The organism is Nitrosarchaeum sp., assembly GCF_025699065.1.
In the GTDB taxonomy this organism is placed as follows: Archaea; Thermoproteota; Nitrososphaeria; order Nitrososphaerales; family Nitrosopumilaceae; genus Nitrosarchaeum.
In genome coordinates, this window is the sequence record NZ_JAILWF010000002.1 from 170,293 (window position 1) to 194,454 (window position 24,162).

At 32.2% G+C, this 24,162-nt stretch carries 27 protein-coding genes and 4 tRNA genes; 17 read left to right on the forward strand and 14 right to left on the reverse strand.

Translation table 11 applies throughout. The features are described from left to right. The first annotated feature begins 53 nt into the window (after positions 1-53). Genes K5782_RS03215 through K5782_RS03235 form a run of 5 tightly spaced genes read left to right on the forward strand, consistent with a single transcriptional unit; the run spans position 54 to position 5,995 of the window. Complete coding sequence (locus K5782_RS03215) at positions 54-584, forward strand: DNA replication complex GINS family protein (RefSeq protein ID WP_297463976.1); 531 nt, start codon at positions 54-56, stop codon at positions 582-584. After that, positions 565-2,652: a minichromosome maintenance protein MCM gene (locus tag K5782_RS03220; protein WP_297463977.1), complete on the forward strand. Its 2,088-nt coding sequence runs from the start codon at positions 565-567 to the stop codon at positions 2,650-2,652. Before K5782_RS03215 ends, K5782_RS03220 begins: the two co-directional genes overlap by 20 nt. Then, complete coding sequence (locus K5782_RS03225) at positions 2,649-4,775, forward strand: DEAD/DEAH box helicase (RefSeq protein WP_297463978.1); 2,127 nt, start codon at positions 2,649-2,651, stop codon at positions 4,773-4,775. The genes K5782_RS03220 and K5782_RS03225 overlap by 4 nt, the downstream gene beginning before the upstream one ends. Then, complete coding sequence (locus K5782_RS03230; protein WP_297463980.1) at positions 4,776-5,768, forward strand: glycosyltransferase 4 family protein; 993 nt, start codon at positions 4,776-4,778, stop codon at positions 5,766-5,768. Further along, the gene (locus K5782_RS03235) at positions 5,765-5,995 is read left to right on the forward strand and encodes a hypothetical protein (protein ID WP_297463982.1); all 231 of its coding nucleotides are present in this window, start codon (positions 5,765-5,767) and stop codon (positions 5,993-5,995) included. The genes K5782_RS03230 and K5782_RS03235 overlap by 4 nt, the downstream gene beginning before the upstream one ends. Here the strand turns inward: K5782_RS03235 and K5782_RS03240 are convergent. The 7 genes from K5782_RS03240 to K5782_RS03270 form a co-directional block, all read right to left on the reverse strand. Then, positions 5,992-6,468, reverse strand: a complete 477-nt coding sequence (locus K5782_RS03240; protein ID WP_297463983.1) for an acyltransferase — start codon at positions 6,466-6,468, stop codon at positions 5,992-5,994. The genes K5782_RS03235 and K5782_RS03240 overlap by 4 nt on opposite strands. A 5-nt stretch (positions 6,469-6,473) precedes the next feature. Beyond that, complete coding sequence (locus K5782_RS03245) at positions 6,474-6,743, reverse strand: Trm112 family protein (RefSeq protein ID WP_297463985.1); 270 nt, start codon at positions 6,741-6,743, stop codon at positions 6,474-6,476. Beyond that, positions 6,740-7,675: a Gfo/Idh/MocA family oxidoreductase gene (locus K5782_RS03250; protein ID WP_297463986.1), complete on the reverse strand. Its 936-nt coding sequence runs from the start codon at positions 7,673-7,675 to the stop codon at positions 6,740-6,742. The genes K5782_RS03245 and K5782_RS03250 overlap by 4 nt, the downstream gene beginning before the upstream one ends. Continuing rightward, a complete protein-coding gene (locus K5782_RS03255; protein ID WP_297463987.1) occupies positions 7,676-8,593 on the reverse strand; it encodes a branched-chain amino acid transaminase in 918 nt (305 codons plus the stop codon). Positions 8,594-9,071: 478 nt separating this feature from the next. Continuing rightward, positions 9,072-9,674: a hypothetical protein gene (locus K5782_RS03260; RefSeq protein ID WP_297463988.1), complete on the reverse strand. Its 603-nt coding sequence runs from the start codon at positions 9,672-9,674 to the stop codon at positions 9,072-9,074. Between the two features lie 51 nt (positions 9,675-9,725). Beyond that, positions 9,726-9,799: transfer RNA gene (locus K5782_RS03265), tRNA-Pro, on the reverse strand. 44 nt (positions 9,800-9,843) lie between these two features. Then, positions 9,844-10,689 (reverse strand): ferredoxin--NADP reductase, encoded by an 846-nt coding sequence (locus tag K5782_RS03270; RefSeq protein ID WP_297463989.1) that lies wholly within the window; start codon positions 10,687-10,689, stop codon positions 9,844-9,846. A gap of 123 nt (positions 10,690-10,812) precedes the next feature. On the opposite strand from K5782_RS03270, the gene K5782_RS03275 reads away from it, so the two are divergent. Further along, positions 10,813-10,886 (forward strand) — tRNA-Ala (locus K5782_RS03275). Here the strand turns inward: K5782_RS03275 and K5782_RS03280 are convergent. Beyond that, the gene (locus K5782_RS03280) at positions 10,868-11,425 is read right to left on the reverse strand and encodes a HEAT repeat domain-containing protein (protein WP_297464077.1); all 558 of its coding nucleotides are present in this window, start codon (positions 11,423-11,425) and stop codon (positions 10,868-10,870) included. The genes K5782_RS03275 and K5782_RS03280 overlap by 19 nt on opposite strands. A 117-nt stretch (positions 11,426-11,542) precedes the next feature. Here K5782_RS03280 and K5782_RS03285 point away from each other — a divergent pair, with 117 nt between their 5' ends. Next, positions 11,543-11,827, forward strand: a complete 285-nt coding sequence (locus K5782_RS03285) for a DNA-binding protein (RefSeq protein ID WP_048109332.1) — start codon at positions 11,543-11,545, stop codon at positions 11,825-11,827. Between the two features lie 29 nt (positions 11,828-11,856). Here K5782_RS03285 and K5782_RS03290 read toward each other — a convergent pair whose 3' ends face one another. After that, entirely contained in the window at positions 11,857-12,705 is an 849-nt protein-coding gene (locus tag K5782_RS03290) for an isocitrate lyase/PEP mutase family protein (protein ID WP_366069340.1), read from the reverse strand. A gap of 78 nt (positions 12,706-12,783) precedes the next feature. Beyond that, on the reverse strand, positions 12,784-13,293 hold the full coding sequence (locus tag K5782_RS03295; RefSeq protein WP_297463992.1) for a PadR family transcriptional regulator: 510 nt from the start codon (positions 13,291-13,293) through the stop codon (positions 12,784-12,786). A 96-nt stretch (positions 13,294-13,389) separates the two neighbouring features. Between K5782_RS03295 and K5782_RS03300 the strand changes: the two genes are divergently transcribed. Genes K5782_RS03300 through K5782_RS03315 form a run of 4 tightly spaced genes read left to right on the forward strand, consistent with a single transcriptional unit; the run spans position 13,390 to position 16,633 of the window. Continuing rightward, a complete protein-coding gene (locus K5782_RS03300; RefSeq protein WP_297463994.1) occupies positions 13,390-15,102 on the forward strand; it encodes a succinate dehydrogenase/fumarate reductase flavoprotein subunit in 1,713 nt (570 codons plus the stop codon). Next, on the forward strand, positions 15,103-15,537 hold the full coding sequence (locus tag K5782_RS03305) for a succinate dehydrogenase (protein WP_297463995.1): 435 nt from the start codon (positions 15,103-15,105) through the stop codon (positions 15,535-15,537). Position 15,538: 1 nt separating this feature from the next. Beyond that, on the forward strand, positions 15,539-15,883 hold the full coding sequence (locus K5782_RS03310) for a succinate dehydrogenase (protein ID WP_048109335.1): 345 nt from the start codon (positions 15,539-15,541) through the stop codon (positions 15,881-15,883). Next, positions 15,884-16,633, forward strand: coding sequence for a succinate dehydrogenase iron-sulfur subunit (locus K5782_RS03315; protein ID WP_297463996.1), 750 nt, complete (start codon positions 15,884-15,886; stop codon positions 16,631-16,633). Here K5782_RS03315 and K5782_RS03320 read toward each other — a convergent pair. Then, complete coding sequence (locus tag K5782_RS03320) at positions 16,630-16,953, reverse strand: iron-sulfur cluster assembly protein (RefSeq protein WP_007549614.1); 324 nt, start codon at positions 16,951-16,953, stop codon at positions 16,630-16,632. The genes K5782_RS03315 and K5782_RS03320 overlap by 4 nt on opposite strands. A gap of 49 nt (positions 16,954-17,002) precedes the next feature. On the opposite strand from K5782_RS03320, the gene argH reads away from it, so the two are divergent. Then, on the forward strand, positions 17,003-18,463 hold the full coding sequence (gene argH, locus K5782_RS03325; RefSeq protein WP_297463999.1) for an argininosuccinate lyase: 1,461 nt from the start codon (positions 17,003-17,005) through the stop codon (positions 18,461-18,463). Between the two features lie 3 nt (positions 18,464-18,466). On the opposite strand, the gene K5782_RS03330 is transcribed toward argH, so the two are convergent. Further along, positions 18,467-18,540: transfer RNA gene (locus tag K5782_RS03330), tRNA-Lys, on the reverse strand. Positions 18,541-18,636: 96 nt separating this feature from the next. Here K5782_RS03330 and K5782_RS03335 point away from each other — a divergent pair. The 3 genes from K5782_RS03335 (at position 18,637) to K5782_RS03345 (ending at position 20,830) form a co-directional block, all read left to right on the forward strand. Then, positions 18,637-18,714: transfer RNA gene (locus K5782_RS03335), tRNA-Asp, on the forward strand. A gap of 200 nt (positions 18,715-18,914) precedes the next feature. After that, a complete protein-coding gene (locus tag K5782_RS03340) occupies positions 18,915-19,742 on the forward strand; it encodes a hypothetical protein (protein WP_297464000.1) in 828 nt (275 codons plus the stop codon). Between the two features lie 11 nt (positions 19,743-19,753). Further along, positions 19,754-20,830, forward strand: a complete 1,077-nt coding sequence (locus tag K5782_RS03345) for a glutamyl-tRNA reductase (protein ID WP_297464002.1) — start codon at positions 19,754-19,756, stop codon at positions 20,828-20,830. Between the two features lie 44 nt (positions 20,831-20,874). On the opposite strand, the gene K5782_RS03350 is transcribed toward K5782_RS03345, so the two are convergent. Continuing rightward, entirely contained in the window at positions 20,875-21,036 is a 162-nt protein-coding gene (locus K5782_RS03350) for a DUF1059 domain-containing protein (protein ID WP_007549620.1), read from the reverse strand. Between the two features lie 194 nt (positions 21,037-21,230). Between K5782_RS03350 and K5782_RS03355 the strand changes: the two genes are divergently transcribed. After that, positions 21,231-22,070 carry an FAD-binding oxidoreductase gene (locus tag K5782_RS03355; RefSeq protein WP_297464003.1) on the forward strand — a complete coding sequence of 280 codons (840 nt, stop codon included), beginning with the start codon at positions 21,231-21,233 and terminating at the stop codon, positions 22,068-22,070. Between the two features lie 84 nt (positions 22,071-22,154). Here the strand turns inward: K5782_RS03355 and K5782_RS03360 are convergent, their stop codons facing one another. Next, a complete protein-coding gene (locus tag K5782_RS03360; RefSeq protein ID WP_297464004.1) occupies positions 22,155-22,955 on the reverse strand; it encodes an inositol monophosphatase family protein in 801 nt (266 codons plus the stop codon). Positions 22,956-23,039: 84 nt separating this feature from the next. On the opposite strand from K5782_RS03360, the gene K5782_RS03365 reads away from it, so the two are divergent. Continuing rightward, positions 23,040-24,155, forward strand: a complete 1,116-nt coding sequence (locus K5782_RS03365; RefSeq protein WP_297464006.1) for a hypothetical protein — start codon at positions 23,040-23,042, stop codon at positions 24,153-24,155. The last annotated feature ends 7 nt before the right edge of the window (positions 24,156-24,162 follow it).

Genomic DNA, 24,162 nt, shown 5'->3' on the forward strand with positions numbered 1-24,162 from the left:
AGAATTGATCGATCCATTACATCAGGATCTTATGAATAGATAGTGATCTTACGATGGAAATAGATAAGATAGAAAAACTGCATTCTATTGGATATGGTCTAAAGGATGCTAAAGTCAGCATAAATCATGATATTAAATTCAATGTTGCAGGTGTTAAAATTAATGGCACTCAAGGCGAAGTCTTGAATCTACCTTTATGGATAGGTAAAATTCTAGCCCAAAACAAACTTGCTTCACTTGAAAAACCAGATATGATTACTGAGCTTAAACAGGCATTATCAAAAGAAAAGATGGTTGGAGAATATCAAATGTCTACACTTGATCCTCACTTTTACATAAAATTAAAAGAATCCATGAAAGACTTGAATCGTGATGATTTTAATCATGTTGAAAGTATGATGTTAGAATTGTTTAGAATGAGACGAGGCAAACTTGTAAAAATCGCAGATTCAACAAAACTTAATTCTGAATTATATAATAAACTAACAATTGAAGAAAATATTTTCTTTAAAACAATTCATGATAATAGTATAGAATTTGAAAAACAAATTAGAGGAGATTTAAATGAGCAGAGTTCAAACTAGTACTTTTACTGATTCAGCATTATCTGATAAGGTCAAAGAATTTCTAACAAGATTCAAGGATAAATTTGGAAATTACAAGTATGTAGAACAAATTGACGAAATGATGCCAAAGAATGCAAAATTTATCATTGTAGATTATAATGATCTTGTAATAGAGCCTGAAATTGAACATATCTTTTCAACTGATCCTGATAGAGTTCTAAATGCATTCTCAAGAGCAATCAAAGAAGCGCTCCAAACAAGATTTCCTGATTATGCAGAAAAAATTAAAGATGAAGTTCGTGTAAGGCTTGTAAATTATCCTCTTCAAAGGAGTTTAAGACAAATTAATGCTGAAACTATTGGAAATATTTCTAGTGTTTCAGGTATGGTTGTTAGAGCTTCAGAAGTAAAACCTCTTGCAAAAGAATTGGTCTTTGTATGTCCTGATGAACATCAAACTAAAGTTATTCAACTAAAAGGAATGGATGTAAAAATCCCAATAGTTTGTGATAACCCGAGTTGTAAACACAGAGATTTTGAATTAAAGCCAGAAGCTAGTAAATTCATAGATTTTCAAATTCTTAGATTACAAGAACTTCCAGAAGATCTTCCTCCCGGCCAATTACCTCATTATATTGACGTTACAATTAGACAAGATCTTGTAGATAATGCAAGACCAGGTGATAGAATTATCCTTACTGGTATAGTACGAGTAGAGCAAGAATCTATTGCAGGAATAACTCGAGGTCACAGTGGATTATATCGATTACGAATAGAGGGAAACAATATTGAATTTTTAGGAGGGCGAGGTTCTAAAACTTCACGTAAAATTGAGAGAGAAGAAGTATCTCCTGAAGATGAAAAGATGATCAAAACACTTGCTCAAAGTCCTAATGTATATCAGAGATTGATTGATTCTTTTGCACCGCATATTCAAGGACAATCTTTAATCAAAGAAGCTATTTTATTACTGATTGTCGGTTCAACTCAAAGATTACTTGGTGATGGAAGTAAGATTAGAGGTGACATCAACGTATTTCTTGTTGGTGATCCTGGTACTGCAAAAAGTGAAATGCTAAAATTTTGTGCAAGAATTGCTCCACGAGGACTATACACATCAGGTAGAGGTTCAACAGCAGCAGGTCTTACTGCTGCTGTAGTACGTGATAAAACAGGAATCATGATGTTAGAAGCAGGAGCTGTTGTACTTGGTGATCAAGGTCTTGTATGTATTGATGAATTTGATAAGATGAAACCTGAAGACAGAAGCGCATTGCATGAAGTTATGGAACAGCAATCAGCAAGTATTGCAAAGGGTGGTATTGTTGCCACATTAAACGCAAGAACATCAATTTTAGCAGCTGCTAACCCAATGTATGGAAAATACGATCCATTCAAAAATATAACAGAAAATGTAAATCTGCCAATTCCATTATTGACTAGATTTGACTTAATTTTTGTAGTACGTGATATCCCTGGAAGGGAAAAAGACGAAAAAATTGCAAGACACATAATTGAATTACATACACCACAAGGAACTGACAAACGTTCAGTAATTGATGTTGATATTCTAACAAAATATCTTTCATATGCAAAACGTTCTAGTCCTGATTTAACCAAAGAAGCTGAAGAAAAAATTCTGGAATATTACCTTCAAATGAGAAATGTAGAATCTGAAGAAATGATTACAGTCACACCTAGACAGCTAGAAGGAATTATTAGGCTTTCAACCGCAAGAGCGAGATTACTTATGAAAGATAAAGTAGAGGAAGAAGATGCTGAGAGAGCCATATTTCTAATTCAAAGTATGCTTCAAGATGCAGGCGTTGATGTTAATACTGGTAAGGTTGATCTTGGAGTTTTGCAAGGAAGGCCAAGAAGTGAAGTATCTAAGATGCAGTTGTTTATGGATGTTTTAAAATCGATGGAAGGTGACAATAAAGTTGCAGTTGAAGAACGAACTTTTGTCAAAGAACTAGAAAAGACAGAAAAATTTACTGAAGAGGAAGCGCGAAACTATATTCGAAGAATGCTTCGCGAAGCATCTATTTATGAATCAAAACCCGGTCATTATAACCGAGTATGAAAATAGAACAACTAGATCTTCTTAAACCTGCAATTGATTTTTTATTGTCTGAAGGATTTTCTAAATTATATCCACCACAAGCAGATTGTATTGATGCTGGACTCCTCAATGGAAAAAGTATACTAGTTTCTGCACCTACCGCGAGTGGTAAAACTCTAACTGCAATCATATCTATAATTAATTATCTTTCAAAAAATAATGGTAAAGTTGTATATCTTAGTCCATTAAGAGCATTAGCTTCTGAAAAATTTACTGAATTCAAAAAACTAGAAAAAATTGATTTAGGAAAAAAAATTAGAGTGGGAATATCCACTGGTGATTTTGAAAATATTGAAAAAAATCTTGAAAAAAATAATGTGCTAGTTTTAACAAATGAAAAAATGGATTCTATAATTCGTCATGGTACTGAATGGATTGATGAAATTGGATTAGTTATTGCAGACGAGATTCATCTTATTGGAGATGAAAGTAGAGGACCAACATTGGAGATGATCTTAACAAAACTAAAATTATTAGAATCTAAACCTCAAATTTTAGGTCTTAGTGCAACAATAACGAATTCTGCTGAACTTGCAAATTGGCTTGATTGTACACTTGTAAAAAATGACTGGCGACCTGTTCCTCTATCTGAAGGAGTATATGATGCGGGAGGAGTAATAATGAATAATGGTAAAAAATTTGAGGTTGAGCCTAGTATTCGTGGGATTTCTATTGATTTGGGTGTACAATCTGTAAAAGACGGTGGTCAATCATTAGTTTTTGCAGAAACTAGAACACGTTCAAAAGCTCTTGCAACAAAAGCTGCGGATATTATATCACAATTTTTAGAAAAAAACGAATCTGAAGAATTAGAAAAAGTTTCAAAAAAAATACTCTCAAATAATGAACATACTGAATTAGTAAGAACACTTGCAACATTAATAAAAAAAGGGGTTGCATTTCATCATGCTGGATTAAATCAAAACTGTAGACAAGCAATAGAAACTGAATTTCGTAAAGGCACTATCAAATTATTATCTTCTACTCCTACATTAGCTGCTGGTGTAAATCTTCCTGCAAGAAGAGTTATTATTTCTAACATCAATAGATATAATGCAAAGGTTGGTGCAAACAGACCAATTAGTATCTTAGAGTACAAACAACTTTGTGGTAGAGCTGGAAGACCACAATATGACGACTATGGTGAATCAATAATTGTTGGAAATGGAAATAGTGAAGATCTAATGGAGTATTATATTCATGGAGAACCAGAACCGATTTTATCAAAAATCACCGATGATAAGTCATTAAGAACACATGTGTTAAGTATAATTGTAACAAATCCCGGAATTAAAAAAGAAAACATTTTAGAGTTTTTTTTGCATACATTGGGTGGAATACAATCTAGAAAAGCAACTATAAAATTTGCCATTGATATATCCTTAAGGTTTCTAACTAGTGCATTTTTAATCATTAAAAAAGGTGAGAGATATGCTGCTACCGAGTTTGGAAAAAAAACTTCGATGTTGTATGTTGATCCATTAACTGCAACTTACTTTAGAGATGCACTTGAAAATGTATCTAAAGAAAGAAAACACACTTTTGGATTTTTACATTTAATTTCAAATTGTGAAGAATTTTTCCCTAAATTCTCACTAAGAAATAAAGACTTTGAAACTGCCAGTTTAATGATTGAAAATCATTCTTCAGAGATATTAGAACCATTATCTGAATATGATTGCTCTAGAAGTTTACTTGCTTTACAGGCTTGGATTACGGAATCATCTGAATTATCTCTATCTGATAATCTAGGAATAGAATCTGGTGATATGCATAGAATGGTTGAGACTGCTGATTGGTTAGCATATTGTTTACGAGAAATTTCAAAACATGTTGAACGTGCTGATCTTCTTGATGAATTAGAGAATCTTAGACAACGAATAATTTATGGAATTAAGGAAGAATTGTTAGATTTAGTGAAAGTAAAAGGAATTGGACGTGTAAGAGCAAGAGTGCTATATAAACATGGAATTAAATCTCTTGATGATTTATCAAAGATTCCAGTGAACAAATTAGCAGAAATTGATAAAATTGGTTCAACCATCGCAGATAACATAAAGTCAGAGTTAAAGAAGGTTAGATAGTTGACTGAATTAATCATACCTGCAATCATTTCATGTGTTGGTGCATTTTTTACCGTATTTTTTACAACTCCATATTTGATTAAATTTCTACACAAAAGAAATCTTGCAGTCCAAGATGTGAACAAAAAAGATCATGTGATGATTGTACGACCTGGAGGTCCATCCATAATTGCAGGAATTATAGTATCGGAATTTATTTTATATGGGTTTTTACAAATGAATGAAATTCTTGCAATAATAATTACTAGTTTTATAGCGTTTCTAATTGGCTATGTGGATGATAGAAAAGTAATGGGAGGATGGTTTAAACCAATTGCTTTGATATTTGCTGCAGCACCGATAATTTTCTTTGGTGCATATGATTCCAATCTATCTTTTCCTTTATTTGGTACAGTCCAAATACCTGCTCTTTATCTTGGACTAATCATTTTCATGATCCCTATCACAGGTAATACCATTAATTCTATTGATGTACTAAACGGAGTAGCTAGCGGTTTTATGGTTATTGCAAGTTTTTCCCTTAGTGCCGCATTATTTATTTTACAACATTATGAAATGGCTATAGTTAGTTTACCATTAGGATTTGTTGCTTTAGCATTTTACAAATATCATAAAATTCCAAGCAAAATATTTCCTGGAGATTCTGGTGCTTTAGCTTTGGGTGGAATGTATGGCGCAATTGCAATAATTGGTCATGTAGAAATTATTGCAGCAATCGCTCTTTTGCCTGCAGTAATTAACTCATTTTTGTTCTTATCTAGCATGAAACGAATCGTAGAACATAGGCAAATCAAAGGAAAACCTGTTGAGCATACTGAAGATTTCAAATTAATGGCAACTAAAGATAAAACTGCTCCAATTACACTAGTACGACTAATTCTAGCAGTAGGACCATTATCTGAAAAACAAGTTGGTTATGTAATTTTCAAACTTGCTATTTTTTCAGGAATCCTTGCAATAATAACTGCATTTATGACGAGGTTAGTCATTTGAAAATAGGACTTTTTAGTTTTATCTTTGTTATGTGGGTTTTGATAATTGTCGGTGGAGGAATTTTAGTAATGATTTTAGGTCCTTTTTCGATCTCTGGCTTTGGTGATTTTGATTCATTATTGACATCCATATTCAAAGCCATTATCGCAATTCTTTTGATAATAGTTTGGATTCTAATTTTATCAAAATTAAAAAATTGGATATTTAAAAAAGAAATTAAATTCTAACTTTCCATCCACTGTTTTTGTTTTTTATCGTATTCTTTACGTGTATACCTTATTGTAGCGGGAACTCCAATTACTACAGAATCTTCTGGAACATTTCTCGTTACTACTGCACCCATAGCAACTACACTATTCTTGCCAATAGTTACACCTGCTTTAATAACAGCCCTTGCCCCTATCACTGCATTATCTTCAATGGTTACTCCTACCATTTTCTCACACATTGGATATGGATCATTAGTTAATACTGCTGCAGGTCCAATGAATACATTTTTTCCAATTCTTGATAATGGTGGGATGTATGCTTGTCCTTCTATCTTTGTATTTTCTCCAATCTTTACATTGTAATCAATATGAACAAGTGAACCAATCTTCACATTATTTCCAATTTCTACATTATCTCCAATATATGAAAAATGCCAGATTTTGACATTCTCTCCTATCTTTGCTTTTTCAGAAATAAAGTTTGTAACCAATTATATCACAAATGCCATGGCTTTGCCATAGTAATAATTTTTTCAGGCAAGTTTTTCTTATTATTAGTGAGAAATTCTATCTCTTGCTTCTTGTTTCTTAATTCATCAGGTAACATTATTGGAATCTCTTCAATTATGGGATAAAATCTTGAACATTTGGGGCAAAATAATGCTCCTTCTGAAACAATATTATTTTCTTCTTTAATTTCATATAGTTCTAAAGGATGATTTTTGTCTATAGGGCATGCTAAAATATCCATCATTGTCTTGTTCATTTCAATTCCAGATAGATTGGCATGCCTTTTTGGCTAGATAAAAGTGCAGCTTCTGCTATTTTTGTTACATTTACTGCTTGCTGTGAACTTACAACTAGATTATTTTTTCCTTCTATAGCTCCCAAAAAACTTTGAATTTCCAGTAGTAATGGTTCCTGTTTGTCATTCCGTGGTATTTCGGTTTCTTCTTTTTTCTCAATTTTTATTTCCTGCGAAATGAAATCTGATGTAATTATTGCATCAGTACACACTGCTGTAAATGTTCTAACTCTTTTTGGTGTAATCCAATTTGATGAAATAATTGCTACTTTGTCATTTTTATATCCTAACATAATACTTGCAAAATCTTCATGTTCATGATTTATTCTACCTGATCTTGCAAAAACTACTTGAGGCATATCATCAAACAACCAATTTGCAGTATCTATGTCATGAACAGATGTATCGTAAATAATTCCAACATCTTTGATATGTAGTGGCATTCTATTTTCTCTGTGAAATTCAAGCATTACAAGTTCTCCATATTTTTTTTCTTTCACAAACTTTTTCACATTATCTACTGCTGGGTTAAATCGTTCTATGTATCCACAAGTTAGTACTAGGCTATTTTTTTTGGCCAGATCTGCAATTTTCTGACCATCTTCTGATTTGTATGTCATGGGTTTTTCTACAAATACATGTTTTTTTGCTTCAAGCAATTTTGTTGCAATTTCTGTGTGTGTTGATGTTGGAGTTACTACAAACGCTCCATCAAATTCTTCAAATTCAATCAAATCATCCAATGAATTATAATGATTAACTGAATATTTTTCACCATATTCTTTACTTCTTTCAGCATTAGTATCGCAAACTGCAGAAAGAACACCTAATTGTGATAGAATTCTTGTATGATTTTTCCCCCATCCTCCTGTACCGATTTGAACAATTTTCATTTAATACACCGCAGTTAACCAATCAGAGTAATTTTGGTTTTTGTTCATTACTATGTCTGTATACTCTTTCATCATTTTTTTAGTAATATGTCCTGGTTTACCATCACCAATTTTCTTACCATTCATTGAAATTATAGGTGTGATCTCTGCAGCAGTACCCGTAAGAAAAATTTCATCAGAAATTTCTAATTCACTTCTAGATACATCATTTTCTGTCACATCAATATTTAGATCCTTTGCAATTTTTATTATTGCATCACGTGTTATTCCATTTAATGCTGAAGAAGATAATGATGGTGTGATCAATCGTTCTTCTCTTACAATGAAAATATTTTCTCCAGGCGCTTCACTTACATTTCCATTATGATCCAATAAAATTGCTTCATCATAACCACTTCTTTTTGCTTCTTGTGTTGCTATAATTGAATTAAGATAATTTCCTCCCATTTTTGCTTGTGGTGGATTTGACATGTCAGAGAATTTTCTCCATGATACCACTCCTGCAGTAATTCCATTTTTGCTAAATAAATCTCCAAATGGGAAAGCAAAAATTGCAACATTAGTTGGTGCTTTTTCTGTAACATGTAGATTTATTCCATAATCTCCTACAAAATAAAATGGTCTAATATAACATGATTTTTTTATTTTATTTTTTTCGCAAATTCTAATTATTGCATTACTAATGATTTGATCTGAAAAATTAAGCGAAATATTATAAAATTGACCTGATTTTCTAAACCGCTTTACATGTTCATCTAATCTAAAGATAAAAAGATTTTTTCCATTCCAATATGCTCGAATTCCCTCAAAAACAGAAGTTCCATAATGAATTGCATGAGTTGTAATTGGGACTTTGGCTTTATCTATGGTTGTAAATTTTCCATCAAACCAAACATATTTTGAAATAGGAAGACCCACAAAAAATCATCGATATATCAGTAATTAATCTATTTGGGAATATTTTTCTCATTATTTTCTCTAAAACCTAGAATTAGAACGTAATTTTGATAATTAAATTTTGTTAGTGTATTCATTTTTGATGAATTCTTGAATAATTCTAATTTTCATATGATTTTAGACTTGATGAATCTTTTAATTTTTAGACAATGAATCTTTGAAGATAAAAATACAAAAAACATAAGATCTAATCTTGCAAAATGGATTTTTTCTTTTTTAAAATATTTTAAAATTGTATTCTCAACATCACCCATTTTGTGTAATTTTTTTAATTTCACCTGTAGAAATTCTAGTAAATTGTCAATTCTATTATGGCAGCAAAGAAAAAAGCAGCAGCTAAAAAAACAACTAAAAAGGCTTCAAAAAAGAAATAATCTTTTGAAGCTTGTTTTATTTTTTCCAATCTAGATTTTTATAAAATATTCATATTTTAGATGATTTACTCCGACCATCCTTCCTTAGGGAATTTCATTCCTAAAACTCGGGTTGTTTTATCCTCAGAATCTGAAAATTTTTTAATTACTTCCCAATTTTCTTCAATTATTTGTTGGACACTTTGTGGAACGTCATTTTTCCAATTTATTGTTTTATCTAATACTGAATTATAGATATTTTCTTTAACCGTTGTTGCTGACAATATTCTTCTTTGTCCTATCTTTGGCTTTAATCTGTATAATTTGAGCATATACCCTTCTGTTTTATCTCCTGTATATGAGAAAAAATCACCTTGTACACCTTTTAGTATTTGTCTTCGTAATTCCCATGATTTTGGTGATAATAATGGTGGCATGTATTTTTTAAATGGTGCAAAAAAAGTATAGTCATTTGTTATTCTAATAGAATCTCCAAAAATGGATGTAAGCATTTTTTTTCTAATTTCAAAATTAAATGGAAAGCTTTTACTGTTAATTTCCATTTTACCTGATTTGAAAATAACAGGCATAATTTTAACAATATCTGCTTTATTTTTTAATTCATTTATGATTTCAACATGAGCATTAGTGACAGGATTTAGATGTGCTAGGTACAGAGCAGTAATCAATCACATTAACTAGAAAAATGTCATATTTCAATGATTGACTTTCTAAAAATATGGGAACGATGGGATTTGAACCCATGATCTCCAGCACCCGAGGCTGGCAGTATACCAAGCTAACCTACGTCCCCGAAGTTTAGAATTGCTAGGTAATTTTATTTCTTTAAAAAGTTGCTTAACCGTACGATTCGTACTTTACTTCAAAGCTTCCGTCTGCACGTTTATCATGTTCTGTAACAAATCCTTTTGGTTTTAGGAAATCCATTACACCATCAATTGTTCCTTGCCAACCACAGACATAAAACATTGTATTTTCTTTTGTAATTTTATCTTCAATCAATTCTTCTAATGGTGAAATTCCATTGTCTCTTGGTCTAAGAAATGTTTCAACCCTTCCAACTTGACCTGCCCATGATCTGTTAAACCATTCTTGTGGTCTACTTATAGCTGCTCTGTATTTAAAATTCCATTTGTCTTTTCCTTTTGCTATGCTTTCATTTTCTAAATCTGTTAGTAATTCTTTGTAACTTAACTCATCAACATAACTTGCACCATGTAAAACAATTATCTCTCTTTTATCTCCAATAGCATGTAGGTGTTGTGCAAAACTTACAAATGGTGCTAGACCTGTACCCCCTCCAATACAAATAATTCTTCGATTATCTTTTTCTCCATTTGGAAGGGTTTCATTTATCAAGAGTGCTCTACCTGTAGGTTTTAACCATAAAATTTCATCACCTTCTTTAGCATTGAATAACTGCGTGGTTAATCTACCTGGAAGTGGTTTTCTTACCCATCTAATTACAAGCTCAATATACTTTTTATTTTCAGGATGTGATGCAATTGAATAAGCTCTTCTAACAATTTTTCCACCTTCTACAGGATTTGGTAAACCTAATGTGATAAACTGACCTGCCTGATAATCAGGAACTGGTCCGTCTTTTGGTACTAGTCTAATAATTACAAGGTCTTCCTTAAGTAACTGAACATAGGTGATGGTTGCTTTGTTATCTACTACCATAACGTTACATCCATCCTAATTATGGTTAAATATCTTGTGTTAATTTCACACTTGTGTTTTTTTTGACCGCTAAACGTTAATAACCAATTTGAAAAACGTTATTCGATCAGTTTACTGATTATTGGGCCGATCGTCTAGTCTGGTAGGATGGGTGCATGGCATGCATCAGATCGAGGGTTCAAATCCCTTTCGGTCCACTTTCTCTTTTAACATTTGAAAGTAATCTCTCTAACTCTGAATCTTGTTGATTAGACAATTCTTTAATTTCACTCTCTGACAATGAATATCCGAGATCAATAATTGCTTGTAATGCACTTTTTCTAACTTCCAAATTACAGTCGGATAGACAATCATAAATTGCTTCTTTAGCTTCTTTTGCTTTAAGATGTCCTAATGCTCCAAGAGCGCATGCTTTTACCATTGAACTTTGATCATCTAATAAATTGATGATTTCTGATATTGCATTAGTATCATTTCGATTAGCTATTACTAAAGCTGTGTATCCTCTAATGTTTTTATTTTGAGATTTCAAATTATTTACTAATAAATCTGAAATATTATTTTCATTTAATACTAGTGCACTAAAAGCTTCTCCTCTCACTTTAATATCGACATCATCTAATTTTGAAATTATTTTTTGTATAATTTCTATATTGTTTGTACCAGCAAGAAATTCCAGATTTTTAATTTTTTCTTCAATAGTTCCTGAATCTAAAATTTCTATGATGTTTTTCATATTATTCATTAAAATCCCCAGATCTAGTTAATAATGCTTCAATATTTTTCATAAAATTTTATCTAGAATCAAAAATTCTCTTTTAGCTTTAAATTATCGTTAAATACCGAACTTCTTATGTCAAACGAATCCAGAAACACCATATTCATTGGTAAGAAACCATTGATGGCATATGTAACATCAACGCTAATTCAATTGGCAAACTTACCCTCCGTCTACATCAAAGCTAGAGGTCTAAGCATTGGTCGTGCTGTGGATGTAGCTCAAATCATTGCAAGAAAGACAGAAAATGCTGGATACTCTATTGGAGAAATAAAAATAGGCTCCGAATCATTAGAGTCACAAGACGGTAGAACCAGAAACGTTTCAACAATAGAAATTGAAGTAAAGAGAAACGGTTGATAACTGTACTTTACTTGAAATTTTTTATTTTATTCTCTTTTTGAAAATCTATATCTCTTTTCTAATTTTTGGAATTTGGGTAATTCGACCAGATCATTGAACTGATCAAAATTTACAACTTTTTGTTTTGATTTCCTTGTAGTTCCTGACTTTTTCAATTCTTTTAAAATGTTCATAGTTGCAAAAGTATTAGCAAATAATACTGAAAGTGGATATAAAATAATTTTAAATCCTAATTTATGTAATGTTTCTGCTGACATTATTGGAGTTGTACCTCCCTCTATCATATTTGCTACAAGAGGTGCATTGATAGATTTTCCAATTATTTTCATCTCTTCTAATGATCTTGGTGCTTCAATAAACACTGCATCTGCCCCTGTTTTTTTATTTTGTAATCCACGTTCTATTGCTGCATCTAGTCCTTCTGTAGCTCTTGCATCAGTCCTTGCAACAATTATGAAATCTTTACTTTGTCTTGCATCTATAGCTGCCCCCAATTTTTCGGTATATTCTTCTTGTGATATCACTTCTTTTCCTTGCATATGACCGCATCTTTTTGGCCATCTCTGGTCTTCTAGAAAAATCCCTGATGCACCTGCTGATTCTAACTCCCTTACCAATTTCCAAACACTTAATGCATTACCATAACCTGTATCTGAATCAACTATTACAGGAACTGAAACGGCTCTACATATTCTTCTTGCATTATCTAATGTTTCAGTTGCTCCAATGAAACCATAGTCTGGCATTCCAAATAATGTAGCTGAAGTTCCATATCCTGTTTGAAACATAGCTTCAAACCCTACTTTTTCTGCAATTTTTGCTCCAATTGCATCATACACTCCTGGAATTACAAGTGACTTGTTTGTTTTTAGCATACTTTTCAAATTTTTCATGCTATTACTTTTAGGGAGAATTATTTATGATTTTAAAATATTAAAATGACATATACAATCCTATTCTATTTTAATTTCTTTTCCTTTTTTGATAGTTTTTTTCTCATCTATTTTCTTTAGCTCTGATTCTAAGAATTTTCTATATTTCTCAGTTTCATCATTTGTCATATTGGCAAAATTGGAGCTAAGAATTGAACCTATTATGGACATTTTTTCTAACAGATCCGTTGCAACAAATCTTCCTACATTCCCTAATCTAAAAAGGACATCTAATTGCTTTCTAACAATTTCATTTACTTTGTCAACATCTTCTGCCGTCTCTATTCCTTTTTTTGTTAATTGATACTTTCCATCTCTAGTTTCTTCAATAAGATCTTCATCAAGTAATCTTCCTAATAATGGATAGATCAACCCAGGTGAAGGTTTCCATATCCCATTACTTTGTTCTACAGCATAATCTATAATCTCTTTTCCAGTATGCGCTTTCTTTTTTAAAAGTTCTAAAATAAAATACCTTGAAAATCCTCTAGGTATTGAACTTCCAACTCTTTGAAACCATTCTGAAATCATAATCAATAATATCGCTAGTGATATATAATATTTTTTTGAAAATCTACGCTCATTACTACATATTTAACCCGCCTTTTAGGTAGTCATTCTGTCAAAATGGTCGAATCTCTTGAATTTGATTTGATAATATGTGGGTCTGGATTAGCTGGTTTAAGGGCAGCTATAGAAGCCGCAAGGAAGAACTCAAAAATCAAAATTGGAATTGTTTCAAAACTTCAAGTTATGCGTTCTCATTCTGTATCTGCAGAAGGTGGAACAGCGGCTGTTCTTTTTGAAGATGAAGGTGATACTATTGAATCTCATATTTATGATACAGTGAAAGGAAGTGATTTTCTTGCTGATCAAGATGTTGCTGAGAGGCTTTGTGTGGAGATGCCAAAAGAAATTTATCAATTGGATCATTGGGGAATGCCTTGGTCTAGACGAAAAGATGGAAGAATAGGTCAAAGAAATTTCGGTGGTTATAGTTTCCCAAGAGCTACATATGCATCTGATAAAGTTGGCTTCTTTGAAATGCAAACTTTGTATGATACATGTCAAAAATTTGAAAATATTGAATATCTAAATGAGTGGTTTGCAACATCAATTATTCATGATGGAAAACGATTTATGGGAATCACTGCAATTGAACTTTCATCTGGCACATTTTATTCAATTAAAGGTAAAGCTCTAATCATTGCAACTGGTGGAGCTGGAAGACTGTACAGTTTCTCAACTTATGCATTATCTTCAACTCCGGATGGTTTGGATATGGCATTACGTGCAGGTATGGCACTTAAAGACATGGAATTTGTTCAATTTCATCCAACTGGAATTTTGCCTTCGGGAATATTGATCACTGAAGGTGCAAGGGGTGAGGGAGGATATTTGCTAAATAACAAGGGTGAACGATTTATGAAAAAATATGCTGGTGAAAAAATGGAATTAGCTCCACGTGATATTGTTTCAAGAGCTATGATGACAGAAATGAGTGAAGGACGTGGATTCAAACATGAAACTGGCGTTAATTGCATGAAACTTGATTTACGCCATCTTGGAGATGAAAAAATTAAAGAAAAATTAGGTGGTATCCGAGAAATTTCTATTAAATTTTCAGGATTAGATCCTTCCACTGACATACTTGATGTTAGACCTGTATGTCATTATATGATGGGTGGAATTCATACTAATATCGACGGTGCTACTGAACTTCAAGGTGTATGGGCTGCAGGTGAGGCAGCATGTAATAGTGTTCATGGTTCAAATCGACTTGGAGCAAATTCTACTTCTGAGTGTATAGTATGGGGTAAAATTACTGGCAGTTTGGCAGTTGATTATATTGAAAAAAATGACTTGACCTCTTCTTGGCCTCATCACTTAGTTGCAGCTGAGGAAAAAAGAATTTATGATGGCATATTTCGAGGTAACGGCGATGCTAATCCATATGAAGTTAAACAAGAACTAACTGACATTATGAATGATAAAGCATATGTTTTCAGAAACGAAAAAAATCTTGTCGAAGGATTACAGAAAATACGCCAACTAAAAGAACAAACTTGGAAGCATGTTGATGACAAAGCAAATGAATACAATACTAACTTTTCAAATGTGATGGAACTCGATTCAATGTTTCGTGTTGCAGAAATTGTTTTGCTAGGAGCTATTAATAGAAAAGAATCACGTGGTGCACATGCAAGAACTGATTATCCTAAACGTGATGATGCAAACTTTTTACATCATACTCTAGCCTATTATGATCCTAAAGAGCCAATTATGAAAACACATCCGGTAACAATTACTAAATATCAACCAGTAGAGAGGAAATACTAGATGACTGATCAAGACGAACACAAAGAGGGTATTGGTGGAATGATCAATCCTCGAAGATATGGTATTGAAAGAGTGGCATATCTATTAATGAGATTAAGTGGGTTGGGATTATTGGCATATTTTATAGGTCATATCTATGAAACTAGTTCAATTTTAAAAGGTCAAGTTGGATGGAATGAATTTCTTGCAATTACACAAACCAACGAAGGTCATGCAATTTTAGCTATAGTTATTGCAATGTGTGTTTTCCACACTGTTAATGGAATTAGAGTGATGCTTGGACATGGAGGAGTTGGAGTAGGTAAACCTGCTAGACCTGATTATCCATACATTCCAGCCTCTCAAAACATTAGACACAAAATGGGAATATATTCTGCAATAATTCTTGCTGCAATTGCAATGATGTATGGACTCGCGGTAATGTTTGGTGAATAAAATGAGAGAAAGTATTATTATGAAAATTCATTATGGAACTGCTCTAGCTGCAGTGGCATTAGTAGCAGTTCACATATTGATGCGTCTTACACAAGGATTTGCAGAATCTTTGGAATATGAAAGTGTAATTGCAAACTACAAATTTCTACCATATGCGGGTATGCTTGAAATAATTTTAATTCTACTATCTATTCATGGATTTAATGGATTAAGGGTAATACTACTCGAGTTGAAACAAGGAAGAAAATATGAAAAGGCAGTTTCATATGGATGTGTTGTTGCTATGATAGCATTAATTGCATATGGTTCACGAACAATAATAATGGTTAATACGGGGATGATGTAGATGGCACAGGAATCTAGTTTGGCAGAAAAAAATACTATGAAAAAAATCACTTTACGTATTGCAAGATTTAATCCTGCAAATGACGATGCCAAAAAATTTATGGAATTTAATATTTCATACGAAAAATGGACAACTGTATTAGAAGCAATTCTTGATGTTAAGCAACATTTTGATCATTCTATTGCAGTTAGATATTCTTGCAGACAAGCTACTTGTGGTTCATGTGGGATGATTATTAATGGCAAACCTAGACTGGCATGTTTTACAAAAATCAGCGAGCTGAATTCAAATATTGTAACCGTTGAACCAATGAATAACTTTCCAATCATTCGTGATCTTGCAGTAAAATTTGAACGACTATTTGATACTCATCATAAAGTAAAACCATATCTGATTCGTGATGACACTGAAATTTCAAGTAGCACAAAAGAATTCCTCCAAACTCCTGAAGAGCTAGAACAATACATCCAATTTTCAAATTGTATTAAATGTGGATTATGCAACTCGGCATGTCCCACAATGGCAACAGATTCTTCGTTTGTAGGTCCTCAGGCATTAGCCCAAGCATATCGATATGTTGCTGATAGTAGGGATAAAGGCAAAGATGAACGCCTAAAAATTATTGATGATTCTCACGGTATTTGGAGATGTCATTTTGCCGGCTCTTGTAGTCAAGTATGCCCAAAAGGCGTAGACCCAGCCATGGGCATTCAATTACTCCGTGGTTATATGTTAGGATTTAGAAGCTAAATCTTTTTTTTTGGATTAGGGCTATTATTTACCTGATTGTTAATCTGTTCTGCCATAAAGTGATTTGATACATTTACTTTAACATCATCAATTCCATCTACCTTCAAAAGATTATCATGTATATCTTGACAGATTTTAAATCCAAAAACTGCAGGACAAAATGGACTAGTTAGATGTAAATCTACTTTCACGTTATTACTGTTGATGTCAACTTCATCAATTAATTCTAAATCGGTAATTGATGTATTGATTTCAGGATCTACAATCTTTGATAGCTCATCAAAAATTTTCACTCTAAGTTGTTTGATATCTAGACTCATGGAGAAAAAAGCGTTGATGCTATATATAACCATTCTAGAATATTAGATAATGTATCGTTCTCGTCTTAGTACAGATTTGAGTGATATTACTTTAGATTATGTTTCATCGATTAAAGACGATATTCAAATAGCGCTTTATGATATTCTAGGAAGCCAAGCTCATACTATAATGTTATTTGAAAACCAAATTATTACAAAAAATGATGTAAAAAAAATTCTTTCAGCTTTAGACTTTTTAAAAAATGAAAAATTTGATGTTTTTAGTGGAGCTGAAGATATTCATGAATTAATTGAAACACTAGTTATCAAAAAAGCTGGTATTGCTAGCGGTGGAAAAATGCATACAGCACGTTCCCGTAATGATCAAGTTTCTTTAGATATTAGAATGAAAATTCGTGATGATATTAACATTATTTGTAATTGTTTACTTGATACAATTGAAGCACTTGTATCTTTAGCAAAAAACCATCAAAAAACAATAATGCCTCTTTATACGCATCTTCAACAAGCTCAAGCTGGTTTATTTTCACACTATCTAATAGCTCAGGCCGATGTGTTGTTTAGGGACTTTGATCGTCTTTATAGTACATTTAACCATGTTAATCAAAGTCCGTTAGGAGCAGGCCCTGTTGGAGGAACTAGTATTGCAATAGATCGACATAGTACTGCCAAAATGTTAGGATTTGATAGTGTTTTAGAAAATTCTCTAGATGCAACTAGCACACGTGATTTTGTTGTTGAATACGTTTCAATGATCGCAATACTGATGACTAATCTTAGTAGAATTTCTGAAGATTTTATTATTTGGTCAACGTCTGAATTTTCCTTTATAGAACTTGCAGATGAATTCACGTCTCCATCAAGTGTAATGCCTCAAAAGAAAAACCCCGATATATTAGAATTAACAAGAGGGAAAACTGCAGAGGTAATTGGAAATCTTACTGCAATCCTAACTACCATCAAAGGACTGGCTTCTGGATATGGACGTGATCTGCAACAAATTAAATCATCCATTTGGTCAACATCTAAAATTTCTTTAAACGCATTATTGATTTTAAAATCTATTCTCCTTACATTACATGTTAATGAAAAAGAAATGAAAAAGTCAACCGAATCTAGTTATCTTATTGCCCTTGATATTGCAGAAAAATTAGTTCAAAATGGAATTCCATTTCGAACAACTCATAAAATTGCAGGAGGCTTAGTGCAATTGGCACATCAATCCAATAAATCTTTGAATAAACTCACTTCAAAAGAAATTTCAAAAATTGCACAAGATGCTAAAATCCCTCCTAATCTTATCATGAAAATTATTGAATCCACAACAATTACATCCTCTCTAAAAGAAAGAAAGTCCTTTGGCTCTTCAGGATATGATGAGCAAAAGAGAATGATTGAAGATCGTGTGAAAAAAATTAATGATTATAGAATCAATGCAACAAAACGATCTAATGCTATTACTAAGGCATTAGATGATCTCTCTAGCAAAGTTACTGAATTGATAAAATAGGAGCGGGTCTAGTGGGATTCGGACCCACGACAACCGGATTAAAAGTCCGGTGCGCTACCTGGCTGCGCCATAGACCCCTCACAAAAAATGCTTGACGTGTATAATTTAGTCTTTTACAAAATTTTTTCTGTTACAGAAACTTTTAATCTGGCAATTTGTTTGAAACAATTCGGGCCCTTGTAGTATAGTCCGGTCTAGAATTCGACCCTGTCACGGTTGAGACGCGTGTTCAAATCCCGCCGAGGGCGCCATTTATCTTACAATGATTTTATTTTCAATTTTCTTGGATTATGATCGCTCTAAACATCGTATTTTTATATAAAATTAAGAATAATCAAGCATTATTTTTCTACTTTTTCAATTCTTTTACAATCTAATTATTTCATTTGAGATTACCTCCCAAAATTTCACTACAAGAATATTAAAATTCAGGCAATTTTAGTAAAATTTGATGTCAGAAAAGCATGATGAATCTAAGATAGAAACTACAACTGTCAATGATTTAACATCTGATAAGACATCTGCAGAACAAACCGCAGAATCTAAATCTGAAATTGCAAAAGAAGCTAAAGTAAAAGCTAATGATAAAGCAAATGTAGCCAAAGATGCAAAAAATGAAGTAGTAACTAAAGTAAAAGAAACAGTTCAAGCAGCAGAAGGAACTAAAGCAGCTAATGAAGCTAAAGCAGCTGCTCAAGCAGCCGCAAAGGCAGCAGCTGCAGCTAAAGCAGCTGAAGATGCAGAAAAAGCTGCAAAAGAAGCAATTGCAAAGGCTGAAGCAGCTAAAGCAGCAGCAGAAGCAGCTGCTGAAGAAGAATACAAAGCAATTGCAGCTGAAGTTAAAGCAACAAATGCAAAAGCTCCAACATTTACTAATCAACGTAAAGGGGAAGAAATTTTTCGAAGAGAAATGGGAGAGCCTGAATTTTTCTTAGCAAAAAAAGATAGATTTCCAAGACCCATTCTTTCATCTGAAGAACAAGATGAACTCACAAGAAAAGTAGAGATTCCAACAGATAATACACCAAAATATATTCCACAACATGTTCTAAGTCCTGAATTTGGTGGAATGTCTAATTATGAATCGGGAGTAGGAAATTTCTTGGAGGAGACTAAACAAAAACTTAAAAAATTAAAAAGCGATCCTAATTCATCTCAAAAAGATATCCTTGCAACACAACAAGAACTTGCATATTTGGAATCAATTTATGAGAATTATTATATCGGTATGAATGTTTTCCGTACTGCAAAAGGTGGAAGGAACAAATTAAGAGAATAAATGGTGATGAATTGAGCGAAATTAATTTTGATATCATTAATGCAAGAGTAACTTTCAAAAATGTACCACTTCACTCTTTGGCCAGATTTAGATTTAATGATCTTAAAGTTGCATGTGAAACTTTTAAAAAAATTCCTGGTGTCGCAGAATGTATAATAATTCAAACTGCTAGTAGAGTTGAAATATTTACTGTTAGTAATTTGGAAACAGGAGATACTCCAGATGGAAGAAGGGTTGAGGGAAAGGCTCTAGTTTTAAATCAAATTAAAGAAACATGGGAATCTCTGTCTGAACTTGAACAAATTGATATTGATCACTTTGATCAAACACTTGAAGTTTACAAAGGTACTGATGTCTATCTTAATTTGTTAAGATTGGCTTGCGGTTTAGAATCCGTAGTAATTGGTAAAGAAGAAATATTGAATGAAATTAAATCGTCACTTTCACACGCAAAGGAAATTAATGTATCTGGAGATATTTTGAATAAACTATTTGAAAATATTATTCGAATTGCTTCACGAATAAGAGAAACTACTGGCATTAGTAAAAATGTGATATCTCTCGGTGATGTATCTGTAAAAATTGTAGATGAAAAAGCTGGATTGGATGCTAAGAAACGTATTCTTTTAATTGGTACGGGAGAATCTGCTGCTAGAGTCGCTAAAACTCTAAATAAAAAAGGATTTGCGTTTGATGTTACAAGCAAAACAATTGAGCGTGCAACTGGCTTTTCTAAAATATTGGGTGGTAAACCAATTGCATTTGAAGAAGTATTAGCAGGATTTGATAAATATGATATTGTTTTTGTTGCAACAACTGCTGATTATTTCTTAATTACATTTGATAGATTAAAATTAGTTATGGAAGAGAAAAAGAAAGGTACACTGATTTTAGATTTATCAGACCCACGAACAGTTGATGAAGGAATAACTGCATTACCTGGAATTAAATTATTGTTTAGAGATCAAATTGCTGAAATCTATGAAGAAAATGTTAAATCCAGAATTGGTATGATTCCTGCTGTGGAAAAAATTATTGAAAAAGAAGTACCAATTCTTGAAGCTACAATGAAACACATTACTGCATAATCTTATCGTAATTACTTGGCAGTAATAACTGCATATCTGAAATGTTATTTTTTTCTAAGGATAAATTGCATTAAGGCTTCTTTTGAGTAATCTATACCATGTATGTCTTCAGTATGTTTTCCAAATTCTTCTATTACTTGTTCTATTTCACCTTCTGACACAAATTCACACTCAAAACCATAATCACTGCATTTTAGTTTAGCCATGTCCAGAGTCTATCAACTGGATATAAATATCAAAAGAAAATTTTTATTCATAAAATTTATGATCTACTCATTTTGCTATAATTGGCGCTATATTAGAAGATGTTATTTTTATATGGATTTGATCATATTGTATTTTTAGATAAACCCTAAGTTGGACAGAAATACATTTATCCAAAGTAACAAAAATTATTCTGATGGTAGTAGAGCATAAAGCAAAGATTACTTACATGCAATTACTCAAAGAAGATCTTGTTGTAATTCGTTTGGTTCCAAATAACGGAATGCCAAAATACACTACAGGTCAATTTTTAACTATAGGATTACCAATACCATCTGAACAAAAAATTGTTAGAAGAGCCTACTCAATTGCTTCTCATCCTGAAAATCGAGATTACTTTGAATTTGTAATTAGATGGGTAAGAAAACCATTGCCAGGACGTGTTACTACGGAATTATTTTATGCAAATGTAGGTGATGAAGTATATTTAGGTGAACCCACGGGTAATGCTTTACTGATTGATGATAAATTACCAAATGGTCAGCCTGATACCAGAAGGATTGTTTGTGTGGGTGGTGGAACTGGACTTGCTCCTTTCATTGCTTTTGCTAAACATCTTCATGATACTGGCGATAAACGAGAGATAATTGTTTTGCATGGTGCAAGTTATGTTGATGAGTTAAGCTACAAAGAATTGTTAACAAATTATGAAAACGAAAGTCTTGAAAGAGGAAAAGATCAATGGAATTTTAAATACAGAGCCGCTATTAGTAGACCTAAAGAATTCTTTAATCGTTCTTGGGCAGGTCATGTTGGTAGAGTAGAATCATTTTTTAAACCAAATAAAAATGGAATTTCACCATTAGATGAATTAGTGGGAGAAGAGGTTACTCCTGCAAATACCAAAGTCTACATTTGTGGTTATCAAGGCACTATAGATGGTGTACTTGAATATTTGGGACCAAAAGGATTTGTAACAAAAGAAGAAAAACGTAAAGATGGAAGTTATGAAGTCAAGTATGAATCATACGGATAAAAAATTATAATTTTTTAATATTAATTTATTTAATTTTCATGATGCAGATTTTACATTTTTAATTTATTATGTATTTAGAAAATTTTATTTTTTAATTTGTAAAATAACATCATCGATAATTTTTTGATTTGCTGCTGCAATAAATGATATTCTTGTTTTATAACTAAGATCTGCATCAAGTGGATTCAAATTGGCATCCAAAAGTAAGCCTCCTGCTTCCTTTACTATTATGTATCCTGCTGCAATGTCTTGAATTCTTATTTTATTTCTTAAATCAATAAAAACATCCATTAACCCTCTTGCAAAAAAAGCCATTTCTAATGCATTTGCACCAAAATGTCTTATGTGATTATGCTTCTCAAATATCGGTTGTAATTGTTCCATCAAATCAGATGATGCTCCAGAAGTGTTTACTCCAATAATTTTGTAAATTGGGTCTTTATCATAAACCTTGATTTTTAATTCATTCATAAATGCACCATTATCTTTAGATGCCCAATACATATCTCCATTTGATAGATTTGTTATTACTCCATCTGTAATGGAACTTAATCTATCTTCAGTTGCAAATGCTAACGAACTACAAAAAAATGGAACTCCTCTTACAGCATTAGCAGAACCATCAATTGCATCCATAATAATAAACCCTTTAGGATTATCGGATAGTTCTACTCTACCACATTCTTCTCCTAATACAATACAGTCAAATTTAATTTCTTTAAGATAATCTAATACTGTTTTTTCAGCAATAATGTCAATATTACGTGAAATATCTCCTCCTGCACCAATTCCGAAATTTCCTGCAGCATTATCTGTACCTGCCAAATCTTTAACGTTTTCATAAATCATTTTTGAAACATTGCAAAGAATTTCAATTACTTCCATAATCTCTTTTTCTTTTCTCGTAATTTAAGTGAAAGAAATTTTTAGTTTTGAAAGCATAAATAACAATAAAGTAGCTTAACGTGTGTGAGTGGAAAGGATCAATCTGTTGTAAGTAAAGAGTCTTTGATGAGTACAAAGCCTGGAAAACAAATTATGAAACAAGGATTATTCAAATCAAAAGGTTACAAGCTATTTACTCAGTATAAAGAAGAAACAGAAAATGAATTTCCAAATTTTGCAGATAGATTTGCCAGAGATCTATTACATGAAATTAAATCAGATCTCTCTCCAAACACAACACAACAAGCATTTGGAAATGAAGTTGGTTCTACAGAAATCATTCTTCAATCATCAGAAATTGATGCTATAAAAACTAAATTAGAAAATCCTGATATAATTAAAGATAGAGTACTTCGTATCTTAAATTCTAATTTTGTAAAAATGACTTTTCCAGTATTTAATGCCTTATTTGATGGAGCTTCTAATTATACTGGAACAAATAATCCTCAACTTCGACAAGATATCGTGGAAGGTCATATCTTGGCCATTGATCTAAGTGAACCAATGGATAGAATTGTAGACAAAGATGAAGATTTAGAATATTTAGATGATTACAAACTGATGAATCCATATATTTTAAAATTAGCTCGAAATAAAATTTCTAAAGGTGGTGATCAAGTTCTAAAAGAATTTGAGGAAGGTTTCAAAGATGCTAGGGTTGGCCAATATCTTGATGAGAAATTAAAATCAAAATCCACCATGATTACAGAAGAGGAAATGACTTTATCATATAAAAAATATCGTGCTGTTATGGGTACGGCTGGAAGAAATATGGCACTAGCTGAAAGACCTCTTGGTGAAATTTTCTATCTTGGAATGGCAAGAGCTGCTGAAGGTGTTGGTTGTGGAAATGAAATTGAAGACTCGATCAAAAATGGATTTGTAAAAATTCCTTCTTGGCCATTATATTATACATTATTATCTAATGATGTTAAAACTGGATTCGAATTAACCTTGGAAAAAAGCAATTTGTATCTCCAAGATGCCCGATTAGCACTCAAATTACTACCTGAAGAATTTTCTCATACTGAATTTTTAGAATTTTTGTTTTTGACTGTTGAACATTATAATCAATACTGGTATAACCAATTACAAAAAGCAAACAAATGGTCAGAATTTGAATCTAAACTCCCTAAGTGATTAAATT